The organism is Streptomyces sp. CB02056, from assembly GCF_001905545.1.
Lineage (GTDB): Bacteria > Actinomycetota > Actinomycetes > Streptomycetales > Streptomycetaceae > Kitasatospora.
In genome coordinates this window covers 1-25044 of record NZ_LIPD01000003.1, presented here as the reverse complement: position 1 = coordinate 25044, position 25044 = coordinate 1, and the positions used below count along the sequence as shown (strand labels likewise).

General features: G+C 73.0%; 23 protein-coding genes. 16 read left to right on the top strand and 7 right to left on the bottom strand.

Features of this window, described 5'->3' with window-relative positions; genetic code table 11:
- Nucleotides 1-16: 16 nt before the first annotated feature.
- From AMK13_RS07445 to AMK13_RS07435, 3 genes are all read right to left on the bottom strand, one after another.
- Nucleotides 17-1414 (bottom strand): metallopeptidase TldD-related protein, encoded by a 1398-nt coding sequence (locus AMK13_RS07445; RefSeq protein WP_074001599.1) that lies wholly within the window; start codon nucleotides 1412-1414, stop codon nucleotides 17-19.
- Nucleotides 1414-2967 (bottom strand): TldD/PmbA family protein, encoded by a 1554-nt coding sequence (locus AMK13_RS07440; RefSeq protein ID WP_074002095.1) that lies wholly within the window; start codon nucleotides 2965-2967, stop codon nucleotides 1414-1416. The genes AMK13_RS07445 and AMK13_RS07440 overlap by 1 nt, the downstream gene beginning before the upstream one ends.
- A gap of 180 nt (nucleotides 2968-3147) precedes the next feature.
- Nucleotides 3148-4293, bottom strand: a complete 1146-nt coding sequence (locus AMK13_RS07435) for an MBL fold metallo-hydrolase (RefSeq protein WP_074001598.1) — start codon at nucleotides 4291-4293, stop codon at nucleotides 3148-3150.
- A 313-nt stretch (nucleotides 4294-4606) separates the two neighbouring features.
- On the opposite strand from AMK13_RS07435, the gene fabG reads away from it, so the two are divergent.
- Together fabG and fabI are read left to right on the top strand one after the other, a co-directional pair.
- Complete coding sequence (gene fabG, locus AMK13_RS07430; RefSeq protein WP_049652094.1) at nucleotides 4607-5326, top strand: 3-oxoacyl-[acyl-carrier-protein] reductase; 720 nt, start codon at nucleotides 4607-4609, stop codon at nucleotides 5324-5326.
- Nucleotides 5327-5328: 2 nt separating this feature from the next.
- Nucleotides 5329-6096 carry an enoyl-ACP reductase FabI gene (fabI, locus tag AMK13_RS07425; RefSeq protein ID WP_049652095.1) on the top strand — a complete coding sequence of 256 codons (768 nt, stop codon included), beginning with the start codon at nucleotides 5329-5331 and terminating at the stop codon, nucleotides 6094-6096.
- Nucleotides 6097-6175: 79 nt separating this feature from the next.
- Here fabI and AMK13_RS07420 read toward each other — a convergent pair whose 3' ends face one another.
- Nucleotides 6176-6850: a FadR/GntR family transcriptional regulator gene (locus tag AMK13_RS07420; RefSeq protein ID WP_074001597.1), complete on the bottom strand. Its 675-nt coding sequence runs from the start codon at nucleotides 6848-6850 to the stop codon at nucleotides 6176-6178.
- A 116-nt stretch (nucleotides 6851-6966) separates the two neighbouring features.
- Between AMK13_RS07420 and AMK13_RS07415 the strand changes: the two genes are divergently transcribed.
- The 3 genes from AMK13_RS07415 to AMK13_RS07410 all read left to right on the top strand — a co-directional run bounded on the left by AMK13_RS07415 (nucleotide 6967) and on the right by AMK13_RS07410 (nucleotide 9162).
- On the top strand, nucleotides 6967-8265 hold the full coding sequence (locus tag AMK13_RS07415) for a CynX/NimT family MFS transporter (protein ID WP_074002094.1): 1299 nt from the start codon (nucleotides 6967-6969) through the stop codon (nucleotides 8263-8265).
- Between the two features lie 123 nt (nucleotides 8266-8388).
- On the top strand, nucleotides 8389-8511 hold the full coding sequence (locus AMK13_RS45785) for an SGM_5486 family transporter-associated protein (protein ID WP_255357429.1): 123 nt from the start codon (nucleotides 8389-8391) through the stop codon (nucleotides 8509-8511).
- Between the two features lie 123 nt (nucleotides 8512-8634).
- Nucleotides 8635-9162 (top strand): SixA phosphatase family protein, encoded by a 528-nt coding sequence (locus AMK13_RS07410; RefSeq protein WP_049652098.1) that lies wholly within the window; start codon nucleotides 8635-8637, stop codon nucleotides 9160-9162.
- A gap of 109 nt (nucleotides 9163-9271) precedes the next feature.
- Here the strand turns inward: AMK13_RS07410 and serB are convergent, their stop codons facing one another.
- Complete coding sequence (serB, locus tag AMK13_RS07405) at nucleotides 9272-10528, bottom strand: phosphoserine phosphatase SerB (protein WP_049652099.1); 1257 nt, start codon at nucleotides 10526-10528, stop codon at nucleotides 9272-9274.
- Nucleotides 10529-10749: 221 nt separating this feature from the next.
- On the opposite strand from serB, the gene AMK13_RS07400 reads away from it, so the two are divergent.
- The 3 genes from AMK13_RS07400 to AMK13_RS07390 all read left to right on the top strand — a co-directional run bounded on the left by AMK13_RS07400 (nucleotide 10750) and on the right by AMK13_RS07390 (nucleotide 15390).
- Nucleotides 10750-13365 (top strand): FHA domain-containing protein, encoded by a 2616-nt coding sequence (locus tag AMK13_RS07400; RefSeq protein ID WP_074001596.1) that lies wholly within the window; start codon nucleotides 10750-10752, stop codon nucleotides 13363-13365.
- Nucleotides 13366-13643: 278 nt separating this feature from the next.
- A complete protein-coding gene (locus AMK13_RS07395) occupies nucleotides 13644-14741 on the top strand; it encodes a GAF domain-containing sensor histidine kinase (RefSeq protein WP_049652110.1) in 1098 nt (365 codons plus the stop codon).
- Nucleotides 14734-15390, top strand: a complete 657-nt coding sequence (locus AMK13_RS07390) for a response regulator (RefSeq protein ID WP_074001595.1) — start codon at nucleotides 14734-14736, stop codon at nucleotides 15388-15390. Before AMK13_RS07395 ends, AMK13_RS07390 begins: the two co-directional genes overlap by 8 nt.
- 22 nt (nucleotides 15391-15412) lie before the next feature.
- Here the strand turns inward: AMK13_RS07390 and AMK13_RS07385 are convergent, their stop codons facing one another.
- Nucleotides 15413-16216, bottom strand: a complete 804-nt coding sequence (locus AMK13_RS07385; RefSeq protein ID WP_074001594.1) for a hypothetical protein — start codon at nucleotides 16214-16216, stop codon at nucleotides 15413-15415.
- A 150-nt stretch (nucleotides 16217-16366) separates the two neighbouring features.
- Here AMK13_RS07385 and AMK13_RS07380 point away from each other — a divergent pair, with 150 nt between their 5' ends.
- The 7 genes from AMK13_RS07380 to AMK13_RS07350 all read left to right on the top strand — a co-directional run bounded on the left by AMK13_RS07380 (nucleotide 16367) and on the right by AMK13_RS07350 (nucleotide 22508).
- Entirely contained in the window at nucleotides 16367-17158 is a 792-nt protein-coding gene (locus AMK13_RS07380) for an ABC transporter ATP-binding protein (protein ID WP_049652103.1), read from the top strand.
- Nucleotides 17159-17288: 130 nt separating this feature from the next.
- Entirely contained in the window at nucleotides 17289-17711 is a 423-nt protein-coding gene (locus tag AMK13_RS07375; RefSeq protein WP_049652104.1) for an NfeD family protein, read from the top strand.
- A gap of 10 nt (nucleotides 17712-17721) precedes the next feature.
- The gene (locus AMK13_RS07370) at nucleotides 17722-18765 is read left to right on the top strand and encodes an SPFH domain-containing protein (protein ID WP_074001593.1); all 1044 of its coding nucleotides are present in this window, start codon (nucleotides 17722-17724) and stop codon (nucleotides 18763-18765) included.
- A 195-nt stretch (nucleotides 18766-18960) separates the two neighbouring features.
- Nucleotides 18961-19719, top strand: coding sequence for a sulfite exporter TauE/SafE family protein (locus AMK13_RS07365; RefSeq protein WP_049652106.1), 759 nt, complete (start codon nucleotides 18961-18963; stop codon nucleotides 19717-19719).
- Between the two features lie 79 nt (nucleotides 19720-19798).
- Nucleotides 19799-19978, top strand: a complete 180-nt coding sequence (locus AMK13_RS07360) for a DUF1272 domain-containing protein (RefSeq protein WP_049652107.1) — start codon at nucleotides 19799-19801, stop codon at nucleotides 19976-19978.
- 82 nt (nucleotides 19979-20060) lie between these two features.
- On the top strand, nucleotides 20061-20366 hold the full coding sequence (locus AMK13_RS07355) for a 4a-hydroxytetrahydrobiopterin dehydratase (protein WP_074001592.1): 306 nt from the start codon (nucleotides 20061-20063) through the stop codon (nucleotides 20364-20366).
- A 123-nt stretch (nucleotides 20367-20489) separates the two neighbouring features.
- Nucleotides 20490-22508: an outer membrane protein assembly factor BamB family protein gene (locus AMK13_RS07350; RefSeq protein ID WP_074001591.1), complete on the top strand. Its 2019-nt coding sequence runs from the start codon at nucleotides 20490-20492 to the stop codon at nucleotides 22506-22508.
- A 47-nt stretch (nucleotides 22509-22555) separates the two neighbouring features.
- Here the strand turns inward: AMK13_RS07350 and AMK13_RS07345 are convergent, their stop codons facing one another.
- The gene (locus tag AMK13_RS07345) at nucleotides 22556-23086 is read right to left on the bottom strand and encodes an HNH endonuclease (protein ID WP_049659779.1); all 531 of its coding nucleotides are present in this window, start codon (nucleotides 23084-23086) and stop codon (nucleotides 22556-22558) included.
- A 292-nt stretch (nucleotides 23087-23378) separates the two neighbouring features.
- Between AMK13_RS07345 and tyrS the strand changes: the two genes are divergently transcribed.
- Entirely contained in the window at nucleotides 23379-24647 is a 1269-nt protein-coding gene (gene tyrS, locus AMK13_RS07340; protein WP_074002093.1) for a tyrosine--tRNA ligase, read from the top strand.
- The last annotated feature ends 397 nt before the right edge of the window (nucleotides 24648-25044 follow it).

Genomic DNA, 25044 nt, shown 5'->3' with positions numbered 1-25044 from the left:
CCCCGTCGGTCAGCGGCTAAGAGGCCTGGCTGACCGAACTCATGTTGAAGTCCGTGACACGCACGGGTGGCATCGCGGTGCGGGTGACGTTGTCGCTCCACTCGCGGGGCAGGCAGCGTTCGGTGCGGCCCACCTCGGTGATCCGGTTCAGCAGGTCCACCGGGGACTCGTTGAACCGGAAGTTGTTGACCTCGCCGACGACCTCGCCGTTCTCCACCAGGTAGACGCCGTCCCGGGTGAGCCCGGTGAGCAGCAGCGTCGCCGGGTCCACCTCGCGGATGTACCAGAGGCAGGTGAGCAGCAGGCCGCGCTCGGTGCGGGCGATCATCTCGTCCAGCGTCGGCGCGGACTCCTGGTCGGCCGTCTCCAGTACGAGGTTGTCGATCGCCGGGCGCAGCGGCAGGCCGGTGAGGGCGGCCGCGTGGCGGGTGGTGACCAGGTCGTTCAGCACGCCCTCGCGGATCCACTCGGTGGCGGTGATCGGCTGGCCGTTGTCGAAGACCGAGTAGTCCCCGCCGGAGGAGTGGGTGAGCACGAACGGCGCGGCCTCCAGGCCGGGTTCGCGCGGGTCGGAGCGCAGGGTCAGCGGCAGGGCGCTGAGCTTGTCGCCGATCCGGGTGCCTCCGCCGGGCTTGGAGAAGACCGTCCGGCCCTCCTGGGCGTCCCGGCCGCCGGAGGACCAGTTGAGGACGATCAGCAGGTCGGCGACGGCCGAGGGCGGCAGCAGCGCCTCGTACCGCCCGGCGGGCAGGTCCACCTTGCGGGCGCCCCAGCCGAGCCGCCTGGTCAGCTCGGTGTGCAGGCCGGCGACGTCGACGTCGGCGAAGTCCCGGGTGGAGGCGCCCACCCAGGCGGAGCTGGAGAGGTCGGCGGTCTTGGCGTTGATCTCGACCATGCCGGTGGGCTGGTCGTGGCGCAGCCGCAGGCCGGTGGAGCTGCCCAGGTAGCTGGAGGTCATCTCGTGCCGGGCGAAGCCGTACAGGAGCTGGCCCTGGGCCGCGGCGCGGGCGAAGGCCTCGCCGAGGGCCGGGCCGAAGGCGTCGAACACCTCGATGGAGGTCAGTGCGGGCGGCTCGGTGAAGTCCGGCGAGGAGGGCCCGCCGGCGATCAGCGGCTGGGCGTCCTCGGCCGGTCCGGCCGCGCGGGCGGCCTCCTCGGCGGCCCGTACCAGGCCCTCCACCTCCGCCGCGGTGACGGCCTCGCGGGAGACCACGCCGGAGGCGGTGCCCTCGGCGCCGGCCACGGTGGCGATCACGGTGAGGCGGCGGCCGCGGGTGACGCCGTTGGTGGTCAGGGCGTTGCCGGCCCAGCGCAGGTTGGCGGTGGACTCCTCGTCGGCGATCACCACGCAGCCGTCGGCGCGGGAGAGGCCGAGCGCCAGCTCGACGAGTTCGTGGGGCTGCTTCGCGGTCATCAGTGACCCGCCTCCTGCTGGGTGTTGAGCACGTTGACGTTGCGGAACAGCGCCGACGGGCAGCCGTGGCTGACCGCCGCGATCTGACCGGGCTGCGCCTTGCCGCAGTTGAAGGCGCCGCCGAGGAAGTAGGTCTGCGGGCCGCCGACCGCCGCCATCGAGCCCCAGAAGTCGGTGGTGGTGGCCTGGTAGGCGAAGTCCTTGACCTGGCCCGCGAGTTCGCCGTTCTTGATGGCGTAGGCGCGCTGCCCGGTGAACTGGAAGTTGTACCTCTGCTGGTCGATCGACCAGGAACGGTCGCCGACGATGTAGAGGCCGTTCTCGACCTGGCCGACCAGGCCCGCGGTGTCCGGGCCGTCGGCGGCCGGCCGGAGCGAGACGTTGGCCATCCGCTGCACCGGGACGTGTGCGGGGGAGTCGGCGAAGGCGCAGCCGTTGGAGCGCTCGAAGCCCTTCAGCGCGGCGATGCGGCGGTCGAGCTGGTAGCCGACCAGGACGCCGTCCCTGACCAGGTCCCAGGACTGGGTGGCCACGCCCTCGTCGTCGTAGCCGATGGTGGACAGGCCGTGCTCGGCGGTGCGGTCGCCGGTGACGTGCATCAGCTCGGAGCCGTACTTCAGCGAGCCGAGCTGGTCGAAGGTGGCGAAGGAGGTGCCGGCGTAGGCGGCCTCGTAGCCGAGCGCGCGGTCCAGTTCGGTGGCGTGGCCGATCGACTCGTGGATGGTCAGCCAGAGGTTGGTCGGGTCGATCACCAGGTCGTAGCGGCCGGCCTCGACGCTCGGGGCCCGCATCTTCTCGGCCAGCAGGACGGGCAGTTCGGCGAGTTCGGCGTCCCAGTCCCAGCCGGTGCCGGTGACGTACTCGTAGCCGCGGCCGACCGGCGGGGCCAGGGTCGTCATCGAGTCGAAGGCGCCGGTGCGCTCGTCGACCGAGGTGGCCTCCAGGTCGGAGTGCACCCGGATCCGCTGCTGGGTGGTCACCGTGCCGGCGGTGTCCGCGTAGAACTTGTTCTCCTGGACGGTCCGCAGGGCCGCCTGGACGTGCGAGACGCCCTCGGCGGCCAGCAGCCGGGAGCTGCGCTCGGCGAGCAGCGCGGTCTTCTCGGCGTCCGGCACCTCGAAGGGGTTGACCTCGTACGCGGAGACCCAGGTGACGTCCCGGTGGACCGGCTCGGCGGCCAGCTCGACCCGCTCGGTGGAGCCGGCCGCCCGGCTGATCCCGCCGGAGAGGCGGGCCACCGCGACGGCCTGCTCGGCGACCCGGGCCGCCGCGTCGGGGGTGAGGTCGACACCGGCGGCGAAGCCCCAGGCGCCCTCCAGCACCACCCGGACGGCGAAACCGAGCTGCACGCTGTCGGAGGTGCCGGCCGGGCGCGCGTCGCGCAGCCGCCAGGAGGCGCTGCGGATCCGCTCCAGGCGGAAGTCGGCGTGGCTCGCGCCCAGTTCGCGGGCGCGGGCGAGGGCGGCGTCGGCGAGGGGCCGCAGCGGCAGGGCGAGGAACGCCGGGTCGACGGCGCGCCCGTGCGGGGCACCGGAGCGATCGGCCGGAGGGATCGGAGGCAATCGGGCTCCCAGGTCGCGGAGGGTGGCGGTGCGGCGCCACAGGGGCGCCCGCACCGCATCATTTCCCGTCCACCGGGTTTCCGGCCAGCGCATTTCGACCGGTGCGCCGCAGTGAGGGACCGTCCGGTCCGGCCTCCGGTGCCCGGCTCCGCGGCCCTCGGGCCCGGGCCGTCAGCCGACGGTCTCCCACCAGCCGTCCAGCTCCGGCGGGTTGTCGACGTCGACCCGCTCGCCGGGGCGCGGCACGGCCAGCGGGACGGCCTGCTCCTTGGCGGCCTTCACCAGTCGTTCGATCGGCTCGGCCCACGGGTGCAGGCCCAGGTTGAAGGTGCACCAGTGGACCGGCACCAGCAGGCCGGCGGTCAGGTCCCGGTGCGCGAGGACGGCGTCCTCGGGGGTCATGTGGATGTCCGCCCAGGCCGCGTCGTAGGCGCCGATCTGGACCAGCGCGGCGTCGAACGGGCCGTGCTGCGCGCCGATCCGGGCGTAGCCCTCGAAGTAGCCGGAGTCGCCGGTGTAGAAGACCTTGCGCTTCGGGCCGGCGATCACCCAGGAGCCCCACAGGGTGGTGTTGCGGGTCAGCCCGCGGCCGGAGAAGTGGTGCGCCGCGGTCAGGGTGAGCACCAGGTCGCCCAGGGTGCAGGTCTCGTCCCAGTCCAGTTCGATGATCCGGTGCTCGGGGACGCCCCAGCGGCGCAGGTGGGCGCCGATGCCGAGCGGCACCGCGAAGGGCGCGGACTGGCTGCGCACCAGGCGCTTGACCGTCGCCATGTCCAGGTGGTCGTAGTGGTCGTGCGAGATCAGCACCGCGTCGACCTGGGGCAGCTCCTCCAGCCCGACCGGCACCGGGTGCAGCCGCTTGGGGCCGACGTGCGCGGCGGGGGAGCAGCGGTCGCTCCAGACCGGGTCGAGCAGCACCCGGAAGCCCTCGATCTCCACCAGCGCGGAGGCGTGCCCGTACCAGGTGACCTCCACGCCCTCGGCGGCCGGCCCGGGCGGGGTGGCGGGGCGGACGGTCGGCACCGGGTGGGCGGGGACGCGGCCGGCCCGCTCGAACAGCATCCGGCGGGCGGTGGCGCCGTCGAAGCCGGTGGCGCCGGTGGCGCGGGCGAGCGCGGAGGGCGCGTTGTGGAAGACGCCGTCGCGGTACTGCGGGGAGTTGCGCACCCGCTCCTCGCGCTCGCCGTCCGGCCGTCGCCCGAACGCCGCCGGCAGGTCGCGCAGCGACCACGCGGTCGCGCCCAGGCCGGCCGCCAGGGCGGTGAGGGCCAGCAGTCGTCCGCGTCGGTGGGTGCTCCCGGGCCGTGCCTTGGTCATCCGCTCTGCCTTCGTCGCTCGCCGGGATGGTCGGGGATCGGTACGGCCGGTCCCGGGCCGGCCCCGCACCACGGGGGCAACGGGTGCGCCCGCCCGTGTTGTTCCCGTACAGTCGCCCCGATCCGGGCAGCGCCCGGGCCTGGGCGGTCTCCGTCGCCGGGACGGCACGGACGGGTACGGATTGTCGGATTGCGACAGATCCGCCGGGGCGGCGCTGTGGGAGACCGATGCGCCGCCGTCGCCGACCGCCCGATAGCGTCACACTGCGTACGCATTCCGACGTACGCGCTCACTCACGGAGAGAGGTGGATCGTTGAGCCGCTCGGTTCTCGTCACCGGAGGAAACCGGGGCATCGGCCTCGCGATCGCCCAGGCCTTCGCCGAAGCGGGCGACAAGGTGGCCATCACCAGCCGCTCGGGCGAGGTGCCCGAGGCGCTGGCCAAGTACGACGTCCTCGCGGTGCGCTGCGACATCACGGACGCCGGGCAGGTCGACGCCGCCTTCACCGAGATCGAGCAGAAGCACGGCGCGGTCGAGGTGCTGGTCGCCAACGCGGGCATCACCAAGGACACGCTGATGCTGCGCATGTCCGAGGAGGACTTCACCTCCGTCGTGGACACCAACCTGACCGGCACCTTCCGGGTGGTCAAGCGCGCGTCCAAGCTGATGATGCGCGCCAGGAAGGGCCGCGTCGTGCTGATCTCGTCCGTGGTGGGCCTGTCCGGCTCCCCGGGCCAGGCCAACTACGCCGCCTCCAAGGCCGGCCTGGTCGGCTTCGCCCGGTCGCTGGCGCGCGAGCTCGGCCCGCGCAACATCACCGTCAACGTGGTCGCCCCCGGCTTCGTCGACACCGACATGACCGCCGTGCTCAGTGACGAGCGCCGCGCGGAGATCGTCGCGGGCGTGCCGCTGGGCCGCTACGCGGCGCCCGCAGAGGTCGCCTCCACCGTGCGGTTCCTCGGGTCGGACGAGGCCGCGTACATCACTGGAGCCGTCATTCCCGTCGACGGCGGATTGGGCATGGGTCACTGATCATGAGTGGAATCCTCGAAGGCAAGCGGATCCTGATCACCGGTGTGCTGATGGAGTCCTCCATCGCCTTCCACACCGCCAAGCTCGCGCAGGAGCAGGGCGCGGAGATCATCCTCACCGCCTTCCCGCGCCCGAGCCTGACCGAGCGGATCGCCCGGAAGCTGCCGAAGCCGGTCAAGGTGCTGGAGCTGGACGTCTCCAACCCGGAGCAGCTGGCCGGCATCGCCGACCAGGTCCGCGAGCACCTGCCGACCCTGGACGGCATCGTCCACTCGATCGGCTTCGCCCCGCAGGACGCGCTGGGCGGCAACTTCCTGGACACCCCGTGGGAGTCCGTGGCCACCGCGATGCACGTCTCGGCGTACTCGCTGAAGTCGCTGACCACGGCGCTGCTGCCGCTGATGCAGGACGGCGGTTCGGTGGTCGGCCTGACCTTCGACGCGCAGTACGCCTGGCCGCAGTACGACTGGATGGGCCCGGCCAAGGCTGCCCTGGAGTCGACCAACCGCTACCTGGCGCGCTACCTGGGCGACCGGGACATCCGCTGCAACCTGATCTCGGCCGGTCCGATCGGCTCGATGGCCGCCAAGTCCATCCCGGGCTTCGGCGACCTGGCCGACACCTGGAACCACCGCTCCCCGCTGAAGTGGGACCTGAGCGACCCGGAGCCGGCCGGCCGCGGCATCGTCGCGCTGCTGTCGGACTGGTTCCCGAAGACCACCGGCGAGATCATCCACGTCGACGGCGGTCTGCACGCCATCGGCGCCTGACGCTCCGCCCGTACGCCGCTGCCCGGCCCTCCCTCGCGGGGGTGCCGGGCAGCGGCGTTCCGGGTGGACGCCGGCGCGGTCAGACGTCCGCGGTGCCGCAGGCGCCGATGGCGCGGCCGGCCTCGACGGAGGCGCGCTGGGCGTCGCCGTCCCGGATGGCCTCCAGGATGGTGTGGTGGCCGATGTAGCGCTCGGCGATCAGCTCGGGGCCGACGTCGTGCCGCAGGTGCTCGCGGGTGACCTCGCCGAGGTCGGCGTAGACGGCGAGCAGGACGTCGTTGTGGGCGGCGGCCACCACGGCCTGGTGGAAGGCGGCGTCGGCCTGGACGAAGTCCTCGGCGTCGCCGGAGTGCCAGGCGGCCTCCCGGCGGGCCAGGGCGCCGTCCAGGAGCTCCAGGTCGCGCGGGGTGCGGCGGTGGGCGGCGAGGCCGGCGGCGGAGGTCTCCAGGGCCGCCCGCAGCTCGGCGACCTGGTCCTGGCCGGCGTCGGCGAAGCGGCGGTGCATCACGCCGGCCAGCTCGCTGGTGGCCAGCACGTACGTGCCGGAGCCCTGGCGGATGTCGAGCAGCCCGTTGTGGGCGAGGGCGCGGACGGCCTCGCGGACGGTGTTGCGGGCGACGCCGAGCTGTTCGACCAGGGCGGCCTCGGTGGGGATGCGCGAGCCGACCGGCCACTCCCCGGAAGTGATCTGGGCACGCAGCTGTGCGATCACCTGGTCGGACAGCGGGGTGCGCCTCGGCGAGGACAGCGCCACGGGGGACTCCTTGCGGCTACGGCTCGGGTGGGGCCTGGGTGGGAGGTGGCCGGTGGATGAACGGTCGGCACATCATGCCAATTCCAAGGTGCATCAATTCATCCCATCATTCTATGATGCTCTCTATGCCCGCAGCAGACACCACCGCTTCCTCCCGGACCGAGAGCCGGCCGCCGACCGAAGAGCGGCCCGCCGCCTCCGGCTCCGCCAAGTACCTCGGCGTGCTGTTCGCCGTCGCGATCGCCGCCGCCGCCTTCAACCTGCGCCCCGTGGTCACCAGCCTCGGGCCGCTGCTCAAGCAGGTCCGCGACGACCTCGGGATGAACCCGACGCTCGCCGGGCTGCTCACCGCCGTCCCGTCGCTCTGCTTCGGGCTGTTCGGCTTCGCCGCGCCCGCGGCGGCCCGTCGGATCGGTCCGATCGCGGTCGTCACGGCGGGCATGGGCGCCATCACGGCGGGCGTGCTGGCCCGCTCGTTCGCCGGCGGCACCGCCGTGTTCCTGCTGCTCACCGCCCTCGCCCTGGCCGGGGTGGCGGTCTCCAACGTGCTGCTGCCGGTGGTGATCAAGCGGTACTTCCCGGACCGGGTCGGGCCGATGATCGGCCTCTACTCGATGGCGCTGTCCGCCGGCACCGCGCTGGCCGCCGCCGTCACCGTGCCGCTGACCAAGTCGCTCGGCGGCGACTGGCGCTACGGCCTGGGCGTCTGGGCCGTCCTGGGGGCGCTCGCCCTGGTGCTCTGGCTGTTCGTGCTGATCGCCAAGCGGGAGCGCGGCGAGCGGGCCGGCGGTGCCGCCGCCCCCGTCCGGCTGCCGATCACCCGCAGCCGGACCGCCTGGGCGCTGGCCGGGTACTTCGGCCTCCAGGCCACCGGCGCGTACGTGGTCATGGGCTGGATGTCGCAGATCTTCCAGGACGCCGGCATCGGCGAGGGCACCACCGGCGTGCTGCTCGCGGTCACCATGGTGATCGGCGTGCCGGTCTCCTTCGTGCTGCCCAACCTGGCCGCCCGCCGCGGCGACCAGCGGCTGTTCGTGGTGCTGCTGGCCTGCTGCGGCATCGCCGGGTACGCCGGTCTGGCGATCGCCCCGGCCGGGGGCGCCTGGCTCTGGGCGGTCCTGCTGGGCCTGTCCAACTGCGCCTTCCCGCTGGTGCTGACCATGATCGGACTGCGGGCCCGGTCCGCGGGCGGGGTCGCGCAGCTCTCCGCCTTCGCCCAGGGCATCGGCTACCTGGTGTCCATCCCGGGCCCGATCCTGGTCGGCTGGCTCTACGGGGCCACCGGCGAGTGGTACTGGCCGCTGGGCTTCCTGTCGCTGCTGCTGGTGCCGCAGATGCTGTTCGGCCTGCGCGCGGCGCGGGCCCGGCACATCGAGGACGAGGCGGTGCACCCGGCGGAGCGGGCCGCGGCGTGACGCCCCCGCCGGGGGTGTGAGGACGCGCGGGGGAGGGCCGGGCCCCGACGGGCGGGTCAAGACCCGGCCAAGGGGGCGGGGTCGGCGGACGGCGGGCGTGTTCGGAGTGGGAGACTTCCGGACATGCCCGTTCTCGATCCCAACCCCACCGACGGCCGCAAGCAGCTCGGCCGCATCGCCCTCGCCTTCGCCGCCATCGCGGTGCTGGTGTCGATCATCGCCACCGTCGCCGCCACGATGGGCTGACGGACGGCCGTACGCCGGCTGACGCCCCGGTGAACGGGGCATGGTGACACGGGTCGTCCCTCGGAGTGGCGGCATCCCGGGGCATCGCGCCGCCGGGCCGCTTTTCTGCCAAGCTTGCTGGGTATGAGCGCCGACACGCCCCGCAGGATCATCGTTCTCCGCCATGCCAAGGCCGACTGGCCGAACGGCGTGGACGACCACGACCGGCCGCTGGCCGACCGGGGCCGTCACCAGGCCCCGGACGCCGGCCGCTGGCTGGTCGACTCCGGCATCAGCCCCGACTACGTGCTCTGCTCGACCGCGCTGCGCGCCCGTGAGACCTGGAAGCTGGCAGTGCACGAGCTGCCGCAGCGGCCGCTCCGGACGGTGTACGAGGAGCGGGTCTACGAGGCCAGCCCCGGGGAGATCATCGCCGTCCTCCAGGAGACCCCGGAGGAGTACGCGGACGTGGTGCTGGTCGGCCACAACCCGGGCGTGCTGGGGCTGACCCAGGTGCTGGCCGGGGACGCGGGCGATCCGGACGCGCTGGAGCGGCTGCGCCTCGGGGGCTTCCCGACGGCGGCGGTCGCGGTGCTCAGCTTCAGCGGCTCCTGGAAGGGCGTCGAGCCGGGCGTGGCCCAGCTGGTCTCGTACCACACGCCGCAGGACTGACCGCGGGACCGTACACGAGGGGCGCGCGGATCGAATCCGCGCGCCCCTCTGGTACGTCCACAGGCCCTCTCCGGGCGGCCGCCTCACTCCATCGGCCGTCGGGCGGGCCCTACTCGGTCGGGGTGCCGTGCAGCGCGTCGGCGGCCTCGACCTCCTCGCGGGTGATGCCCAGCAGGTACAGCACGGTGTCCAGGAACGGCACGTTCACCGCGGTGTCGGCGGCCTCCCGCACCACCGGCTTGGCGTTGAACGCCACCCCGAGGCCGGCCGCGTTCAGCATGTCCAGGTCGTTGGCGCCGTCGCCGATCGCCACCGTCTGCTCCAGCGGCACCTTCGCCTGCTCGGCGAAGCGGGCCAGCCAGCGGGCCTTGCCCGCCCGGTCCACGATCTCGCCGACCACCCGGCCGGTGAACCGGCCGTCCACCACCTCCAGGGTGTTCGCGGCCGCGAAGTCCAGCCCCAGCTGCTCCACCAGGTGGTCGGTGACCTGGGTGAAGCCGCCGGACACCACCGCGACCTGGTAGCCGAGGCGCTGGAGCGTACGGATCAGGGTGCGCGCGCCCGGCGTGAAGCGGACCTCGGCGCGCACCTTCTCGGTCACCGAGGCGTCCAGCCCGGCCAGCAGCGCCACCCGGGCCCGCAGCGACTCGGCGAAGTCCAGCTCCCCGCGCATCGCCGCCGCCGTCACCGCGGCGACCTCCTCCTCGCAGCCCGCGTGGGCGGCGAACAGCTCGATCACCTCGTCCTGGATCAGCGTGGAGTCGACGTCCATGACCACCAGGCGCTTGGCCCGGCGCTCCAGACCGGCGGCGACCACCGCGACGTCCACCCGCTGGGTGGCCGCCTCCTGGGCCAGCGCGGCCCGCAGCTCGTCGGTGGCCACACCGGAGACGGCCAGCTCGACCGCCGTCACCGGGTACTTGGCGAGCCGGAAGACACGGTCGATGTTGCCGTCCGAGGCGGTGATCCGGGAGGTGAGCGCGGAGACGGCGGCGGCGGTCAGCGGGTTGCCGAGCACCGTGACGTGCGAACGGCCCTCACGGCGCGGCCGGTTGTCACCGATGCCGGAGAGGATCTCGGCCTGGAGCTTCTGCTCGTCGGCCCAGCGGTGGACGGTGGCCCGCAGCCCGCCCTCGGCGCCGGGTGCGGTGGGCGGGGTGACCAGGGCGCACAGCGTGATGCGCCCACGGGTGACGACCTGCTCGATGTCGATGACGTCGACGCCGAAACCGGCCAGCGTCGTGAAGAGGCCGGCGGTGATGCCGGGACGGTCCTTGCCGAACACCTTGACGAGCAGGGTGCGCTCGTCCGCGGTCCGGTGCTGGGCGGCGGGGAGGGGCTCAGCGGCCAGGGGCGATGCGTTCATGGTGCCTCCCACGCTACCGGGCGCCCGAGGGCCCGGGAGCACCCGTCCCACCTCGCGGGACGCCGCAGGTCCGGGCTCGGTAGCAGCCTGGTCACAGTCGCCCGGGCCGACTTTCACCGGCGGTCGGCGGGCTGGAATGATTCCCCCGGCAGTCACAGGAACATCGCGGCCCCGGCCGGGGCCACAATTCGGGGGAACCGAGAGAGCGGGGCAGGCGAGCAGTGCCGCAACTCGTCATCGAGATCAACGGACAGCAGCGGACTCTGGAGCCCGGGCGGTCCTACACCATCGGGCGAAACCCGCAGTCGGACTTCACGTTCGACGACGCGAGGGTCTCCTGGCAGCACGGGACCATCGGCTTCAACGGCAGCGGTTGGCAGCTGGACGACCACGGCAGCACCAACGGAACGTACGTGGCCGGTGCCCGCACCCTCCAGGCCCAGCTGTTCCCCGGCGCCGTGGTGAACCTGGGCAACCCGGAGAACGGCCCCCGGCTCGGCTTCTCCGCGCCCGCGCAGGCCGCCGCCCCGCACGCCGCGGCCCCGCAGGCCACCCCGATGCACGAGGCCGCCACCAGCCGCGGCCCGGTGCCCACGCCCCAGCAGCCCGCCCCGCAGCAGGGCTGGCCGCAGCACGACCCGTACCAGCAGCAGCCGCAGCAGGCCTGGCCCGGCCAGCAGCAGGCCCAGCCGCCGGTCCCGCAGCAGCACTACGCGCCGCCACAGGACCGGCCGGCCCCACAGCAGCAGCCCCAGCCCCAGCACGGCGGCCTCCCGCAGCAGGGCTTCCCGCCCCCGCCGCACGACGGCGGGCCGCAGCCGACCATCATCCGCAACCTGACCTCGGCGATGCGCACCGTCCGGATCGGCCGCGCGCTCGACAACGACATCGTGGTGTCCGACCTCCAGGTCTCCCGCCACCATGCCGAGCTGCGCCAGCTCCCGGACGGCCGCTACGAGATCGTCGACCTCGGCAGCCACAACGGCATCTTCCTCAACGGCCAGCGGGTGCAGCGTCAGCTGATGGGCCCGCAGGACCGGCTGACGGTCGGCCACTCCGGCTTCGTCCTGGTCGGCGACCAGCTGCAGGAGTTCGTCGACACCGGCGCCGTCTCCTTCTCCGCCCGCCACCTGACCGTCGAGGTCGACCACAAGGGCGGCAAGAAGGTCCTGCTCGACGACGTCAGCTTCGGCGTCCCGGAGAAGTCCCTGGTGGCCGTCATCGGCCCGTCCGGCTCCGGCAAGTCGACCCTGCTGCGCGCCCTCACCGGCTACCGCCCGGCCGACCGCGGCGAGGTGCTGTACGACGGCCGCAACCTCTACAAGCAGTTCGCCGAACTCCGCTCGCGCATCGGCCTGGTGCCGCAGTCCGAGATCCTGCACCGCGAGCTCACCGTCCGGAAGGGCCTCAAGTACGCGGCCCGGCTGCGCTTCCCCGGGGACACCGAGGCGAAGGAGCGCGAGGCCCGGATCGACGAGGTGCTGTACGAGCTGCGCCTCGACAAGCGCGCCGACAACAAGATCACCGCGCTCTCCGGCGGCCAGCAGAAGCGCGTCTCGGTCGCCCTGGAGCTGCTCACCAAGCCCTCGCTGATCTTCCTGGACGAGCCCACCTCGGGCCTCGACCCGGGCATGGACCGCGAGGTCATGCAGATGCTGCGCGGCCTGGCCGACGACGGCCGCACGATCCTGGTCGTCACCCACTCGGTGGCCGAACTCGCCCTCTGCGACCGGCTTCTGGTGATGGCGCCGGGCGGCTCGGTGGCCTACTTCGGCCCGCCGGACGAGGCGCTGCACTTCTTCGGGTACGAGACCTGGGCGGACGTCTTCCAGGCCTTCGAGAACTACCCGGACCACGACTGGGCCGGCCGCTACCGCGGTTCGGTGCACTACCAGCAGTACTCCGCCCCGACCGTCGAGGCGGGCGAGGTGCAGCACGTCCAGGTCGCCCAGGAGGCCGTCAAGCCGCCCAAGCCGCAGAGCTGGGGCTCGCAGCTGTGGACCCTGATGCGCCGCTACATGTCGGTGCTCGCCTCGGACCGCGGCTTCCTGGCGCTGTCGGTGCTGCTGCCCGCGGTGATCGGCGCGGTCAGCGTGCTGATCCCCAACGAACCGGGGCTCGCGCCCAACCCGAACACCCAGCTCCACCTCAACAACGGGGCCGCGACGATCCTGCTGATCCTGGCGATCGGCGCCTGCTTCTCCGGAGCGGCCAACTCGGTCCGCGAGCTGATCAAGGAACGGGCGATCTACGAACGGGAACGGGCCACCGGGCTCTCCCGCTCGGCGTACATGATGTCCAAGATCATCGTGCTGGGCTTCTTCAGCGTGATCCAGGGCGCGATCATCTCCGCCGTCGGCTTCCTGCCGCGCAAGCTCCCCGAGCACGGCCTGCTCGTCAAGAACCTGCCGATCGTCGAGATGACCGTCGGCATGATCCTGCTCAGCTTCGCCGCGATGATGTTCGGCCTGATGATCTCCGCGCTGGTGAAGACCGCCGAGAAGACCATGCCGCTGCTGGTCATGTTCGCCATCGTCCAGGTCGTCTTCACCGGCTGCCTCTTCCAGATCTTCAGCAAGCCGGGCCTGGAGCAGGTCGCCTGGCTGATGCCGGCCCGCTGGGGCACCGGCATCGTGTCCACCACGCTGGACCTGTCCACGCTCATGGGCCCCTGGAACAAGGACTTCCAGAACCCCAACTACGACCCGCTCTGGAAGCACAGCGTCGCCCAGTGGGCGATCGACGCGGGCGTGCTGGTGGCCATCTCGGTCGTCATCGGCGTCCTCGTCACCCGGCTCCAGCGCCGGCACGAGCCCGAGGTCATGCAGAAGGGCTGACCCCTCCCCCGACGTCTCGGACGGCAGTCCGAGGGGCGGTCCTCCCACCCGGGAGGGCCGCCCCTCCGCGTTTCCGGGCGGGCCCTCCCGGGGCGCGGGTCCTAGGTCCCCGGACCCGGGCCCGGGGCGGCCGGGGACGGACGCGGCGGCCGTCACGGCGGCGGTAGTTTGGCCGTATGCCCAGCACCTCCGGAGACCACGCGGCCCACCACGGCCCGCTGCCCGCCTGCGAACCGTGCCTGGCCGGGATCGAGGCCGTCAGCCAGGCGCTGCTCGCCATGAGCCGGCACCTGGAGGTCCGCGAGGTACTGCGCCGCATCACCGCCTCCGCCCGCGGCCTGCTCGGCGCCGAGTACGCGGCCCTCGGCGTGCCCGACGACCACGGCGGCTTCGCCCAGTTCGTCGTCGACGGCGTCACCGACGAGCAGTGGCGGGCGATCGGCCCGCTGCCCCGGCAGCACGGCGTGCTCGCCGCGATGCTGCACGAGACCGGCCCCACCCGGCTGGTGGACGTCCGCAAGGCGCCCGCCTTCGAGGGGTGGCCCGAGGCCCACCCCGACATGGACGCCTTCCTCGGCATGCCGATCCTGGACACCGACGCGGCCGAGGACGAGCCGCAGGTGATGGGCGTCATCTTCCTCGCCAACAAGCGCGGCGGCGGCCAGTTCACCGACCACGACGAGGAACTGCTGCGGATCCTCGCCGCGCACGCCGGCCTCGCCCTGTCCAACGCCCGGCTGTACGAGCGCAGCCGCGAGCTCACGCTGGCCGGCGAGCGGGCCCGGATCGCCCACGACCTGCACGACGCCGTCTCGCAGAAGCTCTTCTCGCTCCGCCTCACGGCCAAGGCGGCCGCCAAGCTCGTCGACCGCGACCCGGCCCGGGCCCGCGCCGAACTCGCCGAGGTCGCCCGGCTGGCCGCCGAGGCCGCCGACGAACTGCGCGCCGTCGTCGTGGAACTGCGCCCCGCCGCCCTGGAGGAGGACGGGCTCAGCGCCACCCTCGCCTCCCAGGTGCAGGTCCTCGACCGGGCGCACACCGCCGACGTCGCCTTCGCCGCCGACGGCGTCCGGGCGCTGCCGCCCGCCCAGGAGGCCGCGCTGCTGAGGGTCGCCCAGGAGGCGCTGCACAACGCGCTGCGCCACTCCGGCGCCCGCCGGGTCACCGTCACCCTGGCCGGGACGCCCGCGCGCGGCGCCGTGCTGCGGGTGCACGACGACGGGCGCGGCTTCGACCCGGAGTCCGTCCGACGGGCCGGCCGCCACCTCGGCCTGGCCTCGATGCGCGACCGCGCGGCCGCCGTCGGCGGCACGCTCACCCTGGAGTCGGCCCCCGGTCGGGGGACGCTCGTCGAGATGGAGGTCCCCGGTGCCTGAGAGCACACCGTCGATCCGCGTCCTGCTGGTCGACGACCACCAGGTCGTCCGGCGCGGGCTGCGCACCTTCCTGGAGGTCCAGGACGACATCGAGGTGGTCGGGGAGGCCGCCGACGGGGCGGAGGGCGTCGAACGGGCCCGTGAACTCGACCCCGACGTCGTCCTGATGGACCTCAAGATGCCCGGCGTCGACGGCATCGAGGCGCTGCGCACCCTCAAGGGGGAGGGCAGCCGGGCCCGGATCCTGATCGTCACCAGCTTCACCGAGCACCGCACGATGGTCCCCGCGCTGCGGGCCGGCGCCGCCGGGTACGTCTACAAGGACGTGGACCCGGAGGCGCTGGCCGGCGCGATCCGCTCGGTGCACGCCGGCCACGTCCTGCTCCAGCCCGAACTGGCCGCCGCCCTGCTCTCCGACGACGGCCCGCGCGCCCCCCAGGGCCGCGGCGGCACGCTCACCGAGCGCGAGCGCGAGGTGCTCGGCCACATCGCCGACGGCCGCTCCAACCGGGAGATCGCCCGCAGCCTCCACCTGTCGGAGAAGACCGTGAAGACCCACGTGTCCAACATCCTCATGAAGCTGGACCTGGCCGACCGCACCCAGGCGGCACTCTGGGCCGTCCGCCACGGCGAGACCCGCGAGGCGTAGCGCGCCGGGGGTGCCCCTCCGCTCAGCGGTCGTCCCGCTCGTCGACGAGGGCGTTGTAGGCGGCCACCTGGGCGCGCCGGGCGGTGCGCCGCAGCGGGGCCAGGGCGGACTGCCGGGCCGCCATCTCGGAGGCGCTGACGGCGGCGCCGTGCCCGCCCGAGGCGATGGCGAGCAGGGCGGACACCTGACGGGCCGACTCCAGGACGCGGACGGCCCGGGGCGGGTAGCCGGGGGCCAGCGGCTCGCTGTGGCCGCGCCGGCGGTAGGCGTCGAGGGCGCGCAGGGCCTCGGGCCCGGCACCGGCCACGTCGAGGCGGGTGAGCAGGACGGTCGCCTCCCGCAGCCCCTCCGCCAGCTCGCGCTCGGCCTCGTGGAGCGACGGGACGTCCGCCGGAGGTGTGTCGTTGACCTCATGGCAGCGCCACAGCACGGTGGCCGAGCGGTCGCCGGCCGGCCCGTACTCCTCCACCTCCGGCACCAGCCCGAGCGGTGCGCCGACGGCCAGGACGGCCTCGCCGGCCCGCATGGCCCGCTCGTTGAAGGCCTTCGGGCCGGTCAGTCCGAGCGGGTGCCCGGCCGAGGGCAGCGCGAGGCGCAGGCCCTTCACGCCGAGCACCCGCAGGCGCCCCAGCGCCCAGGTCAGCCCGTGCTGCTCGCCGGGCCCGTCGCCGGGCAGGCCGGTGACCCGGTGGCGCTCGTCGGCGCCCAGGACGGCCGCGGCGGCGTCGTCCGGCGGCACCAGGCCCGCCAGCTGGGCGTTGCCCCATGCGGTGAGCCGCCCCGAACGGGGCTCTTCGTACGGATTGTCGGCTGGAGTCACGAGCATCCGGCCAGCCTACGGAATCGCCGGTCATCCGCGTGGCGTAGGTTTGCCCATGCGTGTGCGGCGCACCCACCCCGTGCCCACCGGCTGCCGGAGTAGGCTCGCCGCCCGCACCGACGGCCGAGAATCTTGTTTTTTGGGGAAGGCATAGGCATGAGCGACGTGCTGGAGCTGGTTGACGTATCCGTGGTCCGGGAGGGGCGCGCGCTGGTCGACCAGGTCTCGTGGTCCATCTCCGAGGGCGAGCGCTGGGTCATCCTGGGACCGAACGGCGCCGGCAAGACCACGCTGTTGCAGATCGCCTCCTCGTACCTGTTCCCGACCTCGGGCAAGGTCACGGTGCTGGGCGAGAAGCTCGGCGAGATCGACGTCTTCGAGCTGCGCTCCCGGATCGGTCTGGCCGGCGCCGCCATGTTCGACAAGCTGCCGGCCGAGCAGACCGTGCTGCAGACCGTCCTCACCGCCGCGTACGGCATGACGGTCACCTGGCAGGAGACCTACGAGCAGTCGGACGAGTCCCGCGCCCTGGCCCTGCTCGACCGCCTCGGCATGGCCAACCTCACCGACCGGAAGTTCGGCACCCTCTCCGAGGGCGAGCGCAAGCGCACCCTGATCGCCCGCGCCCTGATGACCGACCCCGAGCTGCTGCTGCTCGACGAGCCCGCCGCCGGCCTGGACCTCGGCGGCCGCGAGGACCTGGTCCGCCGGCTCGGCGCGCTCGCCCAGGACGAGTTCGCCCCGGCGATGGCGATGGTCACCCACCACGTCGAGGAGATCGCGCCCGGCTTCACCCACGTCCTGATGATCCGTCAGGGCAAGGTGCTCACGGCCGGCCCGATCGACACCGAGCTGACCGCCCGCAACCTCTCCAAGTGCTTCGGCCTGCCGCTGACCCTGGAGCGGCACGGAGACCGCTGGTCGGCGCAGGGTCTGCCGCTGGGCTGAGGCCCCGTCCGCCCGTTCCTGTCGTTCATCCGGACGGCCGTCGGGAACCGGTCGCACGCGCGACCGGTTTCCGCCCCTCGACCTGCGGGAACTGTCCGCTTCGAAGGCCTTCGCTCCCTAGGATGGACATGTGGACAGCTGGATCTGGTGGCTCCTGGCCGCCGCAGGGCTCGGCATACCGCTGGTGCTCACCGCGATGCCGGAGTTCGCCATGTTCGCGGTCGGGGCGCTGGCCGCCTCCGGCGTGGCCGCGCTGGGCGGGGGAGTGGTCCTCGAGACCGTGACCTTCGTCGCCGTCTCGGTCGCCCTGGTGGTCTTCGTCCGCCCGATCGCCTACCGGCAGCTCCGTAGCGGGCCGCAGGTCAAGATGGGCATCGAGGCGCTCCAGGGCGCCACCGCGGTCGTCGCGGAAACCGTCGACGGGGAGGGCGGGAGGATCAAGCTGAACGGCGAGATCTGGTCGGCCCGCGCGCTCCACCCGGGCCAGGTGTACCAGCCTGGACAACAGGTCGACGTCGTCGAAATCCAGGGCGCGACCGCCCTGGTCGTCTAGGGGAGAGTCCGTGGAACCCGTCCTTATCGTTTTGGTCGTCCTGGTCGTGGTGGCCTTCATCGCGCTGATCAAGACGATCCAGGTCATCCCGCAGGCCAGCGCCGCGATCGTGGAGCGCTTCGGCCGCTACACCCGGACGCTCAACGCAGGGCTGAACATCGTCGTCCCGTTCATCGACCGGGTCCGCAACCGGATCGACCTGCGCGAGCAGGTCGTGCCGTTCCCGCCGCAGCCGGTGATCACCCAGGACAACCTGGTCGTCAACATCGACACCGTCATCTACTACCAGGTGACCGACCCCCGGGCCGCGACGTACGAGGTCGCCAGCTACATCCAGGCGATCGAGCAGCTGACCGTCACCACGCTGCGCAACATCATCGGCTCGATGGACCTGGAGTCCACCCTGACCTCGCGCGAGGTCATCAACGCCGGTCTGCGCGGCGTCCTGGACGAGGCCACCGGCAAGTGGGGCATCCGGGTCAACCGCGTCGAGCTGAAGGCGATCGAGCCGCCGACCTCCATCCAGGACTCGATGGAGAAGCAGATGCGCGCCGACCGTGACAAGCGCGCCGCGATCCTCACCGCCGAAGGCCAGCGCCAGGCCCAGATCCTCAAGGCCGAGGGTGAGAAGCAGGCCGACGTGCTCCGCGCCGAGGGTGAGGCGCAGGCCGCGGTCCTGCGCGCCGACGGTGAGGCGGCCGCGATCCGGACGGTCTTCGAGGCCATCCACGACGGCGACGCCGACCAGAAGCTGCTCGCCTACCAGTACCTCCAGACGCTGCCCGAGCTGGCCAAGGGCGACTCCAACAAGCTCTGGATCATCCCCAGCGAGGTCGGCGACGCGCTCAAGGGCCTCGGCGGCGCCTTCGGCGGCCTGACCGGCGGGATGAACGGTGGCGCGGTCGCGGCGCCCACCGTTCCGCAGGCGGCCCCGGCGGCCACCCAGGTGCCGCTGGACCCGGCCTCCGGCCCGCGGCCGGTGGACACCGAGAAGGGCGCCGCCCGTCCCCGGGTGGACCCGGCCCGGGAGTACCCGAAGATCGACCCGGAGTGACCGACCCGGAGTGACCGGTCGGACCGAGTTCCGTCGAGGGCCCGCTGCCGAGAGGCGGCGGGCCCTCGGCCTTGTGCGGCGGCGGTGGAGCGCGCGCACGTTGTGAGGTGCGTCCCGAATCGTGGGCGGGTCTGGTAGAGCCGCGGGGCCGTCCGGCATGATCCCCTCGGACAGGACCGAGAGGAGAGGTGACCCATGACGCTCTGGGAGTCGATCGCCGTCCTGGTGGCCGGCGTCGGCGCCGGGATGATCAACGTCATCGTCGGCTCCGGCACCCTGATCACCTTCCCGGTGCTGCTCGCCGTGGGCCTCCCGCCGGTCACCGCCAACGTCTCCAACACCTTCGGCCTGGTCCCCGGTTCGCTCAGCGGCGTGATCGGGTACCGCCGCGAACTGGCCGACCAGGGCCGCCGGGTGCTGCGCCTGGGCACCGCCTCGCTGCTCGGCGGGCTGGTCGGCGCGCTGCTGCTGACCAGGCTGCCGAGCGGGGCCTTCGACGCGATCGTCCCGGTGCTGATCCTGCTCGCGCTCGTGCTGGTGGTGATCCAGCCCCGGGTGGCCAAGGCCGTCGCCGCCCGCCGCCGCCCCGGCGGCGATCCGGACGGCAGCCCGGTCCTGCTGGTCGGGGTGTTCCTGACCGGCATCTACGGCGGCTACTTCGGCGCCGCGCAGGGCGTGCTGCTGATGGCCCTGATGGGCATGCTGCTCCAGGAGGACCTCCAGCGGATCAACGCGGTGAAGAACGCCCTGGCGATGATCGTCAACGCCGTCGCCGCGCTCTTCTTCCTCTTCACCTCGACGGTGAACTGGACCGCCGCCGGTCTGATCGCGGCGGGCTCGCTGGTCGGCGGCCTGGTCGGCGCCAAGGTCGGCCGCCGCCTCCCGCCGACGGCGCTGCGCGGGGTCATCGTGGTGGTCGGCCTCGTGGCCGTCGCCAAGCTGCTGTTGAGCTGAAGGGCCGTCAGGCCGTCGGGCCCGGCAGGGTGTCGGAGCATCGAAACGTCGGAACATCGGAACGTCGGAGGAGTACGCCATGGCCCTGGAGATGCGTGAGAGCTGCGAGCGCTGCGCGGTGTCGCTGACCGCGGACGGCGGCGCCTCGATATGTTCCTACGAGTGCACCTTCTGCCCGGACTGCACCGAGGCCATGGCCGGCGGCTGCCCCAACTGCGGCGGCGAGCTGGTGACCCGTCCGCGCCGGAAGGCCGCCTGACACCGGAACCCCGGACGTCCCGGAAACCCGGACGCGCCGGAACTCCGGCACCCCGGACCGACCATCCAGCAGGAGCGCGGCGATGAGCAGCAGGGCACGGCTGAACGAGGACGAGATCACGGCGGCCCTGGCGGCGCTGCCCCGGTGGACGCGGGAGGGCGACGGCATCGCCCGTACCGCCGACGCCCCGGACTTCCCGGCGGCGGTCCGGGTGGTCGTCGCCGTCGCCGAGCAGGCCGAGTCGCTCGACCACCACCCCGACATCGACATCCGCTGGCGCACCCTGCGCTTCGTCCTGTCCACCCACAGCGCCGGCGGCCTCACCGGTCTGGACTTCACCCTCGCCGCCCGGATCGACGAGGCCCTGCGCGCCGAGTCGGCCTCCTGACGCCGCCGCAGGACCGGTCGGCCCGGGACCGTACGGGCGAGGGCCCGGGCCGCGCCTCCGGGCGGGCGTGAGATGCTGACTGCCGCATCGGCAGGCGGGCGGGGCTCGGGAGGGACGGAACGGATGGCGCAGGAGCCCTTCGGAGACGCCCACGACCGGCAGCCGTGGCCGCCCCAGAGCCACCCGGACTGGCAGAGCGGCGGGTACGGCGGGTACGCCGAGCAGCAGCAGACGCCGCAGCAGCCGTCGCAGTGGCCGCCGCAGCAGGGCTACGGCTCGGCCGAGTACGGGCAGCAGCAGCCGCAGTCCGGCCAGGGCGGTTACCGGCCCACCGGCTACGACCAGAGCGGGTACGACCAGGCCGGCTACGAGCAGAGCGGTGTCGGCCCGACCGGCTACGAGCAGAGCGGTGTCGGCCCGACCGGCTACGTCCAGGGCGGCTACGTCGAGGGCGGTTACGTCCAGGGCCCGTACGGCGGCCAGGAGCAGTACCAGCCGTACCCGCAGTACCCGGACCACGCGCAGCCGCACCAGCCCTACGCGCCGTACGCCGCCCCGCAGCAGCCCGCCGACGAGGGGCTGTACGTCCCGGCGGGGGCGGAGTACTCGGCGGACGGCTACGTGCACATCGAGGAGGCCGGGCCGGCGCCCGTCCCCGAGGAGCCCGCGGCGACCACTCCGGTGCGGGTCCCCGAGCCGCAGGCCGAGCCGGCCCCGCGGTCGAGGGCCGCGGCCCGTCGAGGGGGCGGCGGCGGTTCCGGCGCGGGTGAGGGCTCCGGCTCGTCGCTCTCCGCCAAGGCCCGGAAGGCCGCCGACGCGGTGCTGACCGGGGAGCACATGCCCAGCCGCAAGGCCCTGCTGGTGCGGACCGGCGCCGGGGTGGCCGCGCTGGGAGTGCTGGTGGCGGCCGGGCTGATGGTCGGCGCCGAGGGCGGCGGCAGCGCGGCGGCGAGCAGCGGCGGCGAGCCGGGCTTCGCGGTGGCGCACGACCGGGTGTGGGCCGCGCAGCCGGCCGCGGCCGGTCCGTCCGGGGGCGACGACACGCTGATCGGCGGCTGGCTGCTGGCCGACGCGGTGGTCCGGGCCGACGGCTCCGGGGTGCACGCGTACGACCGGGCGGGCGGCAAGGCGACCTGGTCGGTGGAGCCGCCGGCCGCCGGGGCCGTCCCGTGCGGGCTGTCGGCGGGGGTGAACCCGGCGGGCCTGGGCGCGGCCCTGTTCCGTCCGCAGGCCGATCCGAAGAGCCCCTGCACGCTGGTGGCCGCCGTGGACACCAAGACCGGCAAGACCGTCTGGACCAAGAGCCTCTCGGACGCCAAGGGCGCCTACTCGGCCCGGGTCGGCGTCACCGAGGACAAGGTGATCGCCGTCGGCGACGACCGGGTGCTGGCCTGGGAGTCCGCCGACGGGAAGGACGTCTGGCAGTACACCGGGCAGGGCAAGTTCTGCACCCTGTCCGGCGGCGTCAGCGGCAAGACCGTGCTCGTCGCCTCCTCCTGCGCCGACTCGACCCCCGCCGACCAGGCCGTCGCGCTGAACACCGCGGACGGCAAGGTCGGCTGGTGGCGGGGCCTGAACAACCAGCCGAAGACGGTGACCGTGCTGTCGGCCGAGCCGTCCGTGGTCCTCACCACCGGCGGGAAGCCCGAGGACGACCGGGTGTTCGCCTGGGGCGCGGGCGGCGACCCGGCCGCCGAGATCCCGGTGGCCGTCGACGGCGGCCGGCTGGACGTCGCCCACGGTACGTTTTCGGCCACTCCCGAGGTGTACTTCGAGGGCCGCACGATGGTCACCACCCTGGCCCCGCCGTCCGGCGGCGGGCCGGTGGCCGCGGTCGGCTACGACCTGGACACCGGCAAGCAGCGCTGGAAGACGCCGACCGCCGCCAAGGGCGCCGTCCGGGCGGTCGGCATCGACGGCGGGTCGCTGGTGCTCGCCGCCGACGAACGCCGCGACCAGCCCGCCCGCCTCAGCCGGTTCCCGCTGGCGGGCGGCCGGGAGGCGACCGGGGGCAACTTCCCGGCCGGCACCGGCTCGCTGCTGATCTCCGGGCGGGTGCTCATCGGCGGCGGGCAGGTGGTCGTGGTGCCCGAGCACTCGACGAACTACGGCACGGCGGCGGGGTACCGGGCGAAGGACTGAGGCCCTCCGCCCGGGTTTCCGGCCTCCTTGCGCCTCCTCGCGCCGCCTTACGCCGCGGAGACGGGCCGGCCCGGTACGGCCGGCAGCCAGTCGGCGAGGTCCCGGACCTCCGAGCCACGCAGACCGAGCGCCAGCATCAGGCTGGCCTGCGGCGTCGGCTCGAACGGGCGGCGCAGCAGCTTCATCCCGGCCTGCTCCGGCGTGCGGTCCGCCTTGTGCTGGTTGTCCTCCGCGCACGCGGCCACGGTGTTCATCCAGCTGTCGGCACCACCGCGCGACCTGGGCTGGAGGTGGTCCACCGTGGTGGCCCGCCGGCCGCAGTACGCGCACAGGTGCCGGTCCCGCGCCAGGACGCCGCGCCGCGACCACGGAGCCTGTTGTCGGAACGGCACCCGTACGTACCGTTGCAGTCTGATCACCCGTGGCACCGGGACGGCAATGCCCGTCCCCCTGATCGAGCGCAGCGGATGCGCCTGCTCCACCACGGCCTTGTCCTGGAGCACCAGGACGACGGCGCGCTGGAGCGACACCGTCGTCAGGGGCTCGTAGCTCGCGTTCAGAACCAGCGTGTTGCGCACTCGGCACACCCTTCCCGCGGGCGTGCCACGGCGGCACGACCGTCTCCACACACGTCACTGCCGCCGCACGGCGGTGGAACCACTCTGAATGGGCCCGTAGCCGTCGAACAACGGAATTTCCGGTATCGGGGAGGGGCCCGGGACGGCGGACCGGCCGACCGGGAGGGGTGCCTCGGGGAAACTCGCCGGCCGGAACCGCGTAGGCTCTATCAGGCTGGAGTCGTACCGACCCGGAGCCCGACCGAACCGGGCCAGCACTGGTCGGACGCCCGATCGAAGGAGAAGCGTGACCGTGACGGACATCGTCGACGAGCTGCAGTGGCGCGGGCTGATCGCCCTTTCCACTGACGAGGACGCACTGCGCAAGGCGTTCGCGGACGGCCCGGTCACGTTCTATTGCGGCTTCGACCCGACGGCCCCCAGCCTGCACCTCGGCAACCTGGTGCAGATCCTCACCATGCGCCGCATCCAGCAGGCGGGGAACCTCCCGCTCGGGCTGGTCGGCGGCGCCACGGGCCTGATCGGCGACCCGAAGCCCACCGCCGAGCGCGTGCTGAACGACCCCGAGACGGTGGCCGGCTGGGTCGAGCGCCTGCGCGGCCAGATCTCGCGCTTCCTCGACTTCGAGGGCCCGTACGCGGCGCGCATGGTCAACAACCTGGACTGGACGTCCGGGATGTCGGCGATCAGCCTGCTGCGTGACGTGGGCAAGTACTTCCGGGTCAACAACATGATCGCCAAGGAGGCCGTCGCCCGACGGCTCAACTCCGACGCGGGCATCAGCTACACCGAGTTCAGCTACCAGATCCTCCAGGGCATGGACTACCTGGAGCTGAACCGCCGCTACGGCTGCGCCCTGCAGACCGGCGGCAGCGACCAGTGGGGCAACCTGACCGCCGGCACGGACCTGATCCGCAAGGCCGACGGCAAGTCCGTCCACGCGCTGGCCACGCCGCTGATCGTCAAGGCCGACGGCACCAAGTTCGGCAAGACCGAGTCCGGCACGGTCTGGCTCGACCCCGAGCTGACCACCCCGTACGCCTTCTACCAGTTCTGGCTGAACGCGGACGACCGGGACGTCCCCACCTTCCTGCGGATCTTCAGCTTCCGCTCGAAGGAGGAGGTCGAGGAGCTGGAGCGCGAGACCACCGAGCGCCCGGCCGCCCGCCTCGCCCAGCGCGCCCTCGCCGAGGAGCTCACCACGCTGGTGCACGGCGCGGAGCAGTACGAGCGCGCGGTCGCCGCGTCCAAGGCGCTGTTCGGCCAGGGCGACCTCGCCGACCTGGAGGCCCCGACCCTGGCCGCCGCCCTGGCCGAGGTCCCGAAGGCCGAGGTGTCCGAACTCCAGACGGTGGTCGACCTGCTGGTCGCCGTCGGGCTGTCGCCCAGCCGTTCGGCCGCCCGCCGGACGATCAAGGAGGGCGGTGCCTACCTCAACAACGTCAAGGTGACGGACGAGGAGGCGGTGCCGACCGAGGCCGACCTGCTGCACGGCCGCTGGCTGGTGCTGCGGCGCGGCAAGCGGAACCTGGCGGCGGCGGAGCTGGTCGCCGCCGGCTGACCGCCGGTCGACGGCCGGGCCGGTGGAGGCTGCCGGTTGAGGCTTGGCTGAAAGCACACCTGCTCTGAGCTGCGGCTTCGAGCCCCGAGGGCCGGATCTGGACAGATCCGGCCCTCGACGTTTGACGATGTCGTCCAGGTGGCCTAGTGTTGAACGAGTCGCTGGAGCGGCCACCCCACTCAGCAAGACCCACTCCCACTCTGATTCCCATGAAAATGGGTTCGTCGGCATTGCCGTCTACGGGTGAGTGTGAATTTCGAGTGACACTCGGAATGCGGTAATGTGGTGGACGTCGCGAAAAGCGGACCCGGCCAGTTCGGGAAATCGGATGAATGAAACTCCGGAAAACGGAGCGGAAAACGTCTGATAAGCTGGTAACACGAAAGAACGAAGCCCG

Bases quoted from the DNA above. Each gene is read 5' to 3' on its own strand.
- AMK13_RS07445 (WP_074001599.1), bottom strand. From the start codon at position 1,414: ATGACCGCGAAGCAGCCCCACGAACTCGTCGAGCTGGCGCTCGGCCTC.
- AMK13_RS07435 (WP_074001598.1), bottom strand. From the start codon at position 4,293: ATGACCAAGGCACGGCCCGGGAGCACCCACCGACGCGGACGACTGCTG.
- fabI (WP_049652095.1), top strand. From the start codon at position 5,329: ATGAGTGGAATCCTCGAAGGCAAGCGGATCCTGATCACCGGTGTGCTG.
- AMK13_RS07415 (WP_074002094.1), top strand. From the start codon at position 6,967: ATGCTCTCTATGCCCGCAGCAGACACCACCGCTTCCTCCCGGACCGAG.
- AMK13_RS45785 (WP_255357429.1), top strand. From the start codon at position 8,389: ATGCCCGTTCTCGATCCCAACCCCACCGACGGCCGCAAGCAGCTCGGC.
- AMK13_RS07410 (WP_049652098.1), top strand. From the start codon at position 8,635: ATGAGCGCCGACACGCCCCGCAGGATCATCGTTCTCCGCCATGCCAAG.
- serB (WP_049652099.1), bottom strand. From the start codon at position 10,528: ATGAACGCATCGCCCCTGGCCGCTGAGCCCCTCCCCGCCGCCCAGCAC.
- AMK13_RS07395 (WP_049652110.1), top strand. From the start codon at position 13,644: ATGAGCCGGCACCTGGAGGTCCGCGAGGTACTGCGCCGCATCACCGCC.
- AMK13_RS07385 (WP_074001594.1), bottom strand. From the start codon at position 16,216: ATGCTCGTGACTCCAGCCGACAATCCGTACGAAGAGCCCCGTTCGGGG.
- AMK13_RS07380 (WP_049652103.1), top strand. From the start codon at position 16,367: ATGAGCGACGTGCTGGAGCTGGTTGACGTATCCGTGGTCCGGGAGGGG.
- AMK13_RS07365 (WP_049652106.1), top strand. From the start codon at position 18,961: ATGACGCTCTGGGAGTCGATCGCCGTCCTGGTGGCCGGCGTCGGCGCC.
- AMK13_RS07360 (WP_049652107.1), top strand. From the start codon at position 19,799: ATGGCCCTGGAGATGCGTGAGAGCTGCGAGCGCTGCGCGGTGTCGCTG.
- AMK13_RS07355 (WP_074001592.1), top strand. From the start codon at position 20,061: ATGAGCAGCAGGGCACGGCTGAACGAGGACGAGATCACGGCGGCCCTG.
- AMK13_RS07350 (WP_074001591.1), top strand. From the start codon at position 20,490: ATGGCGCAGGAGCCCTTCGGAGACGCCCACGACCGGCAGCCGTGGCCG.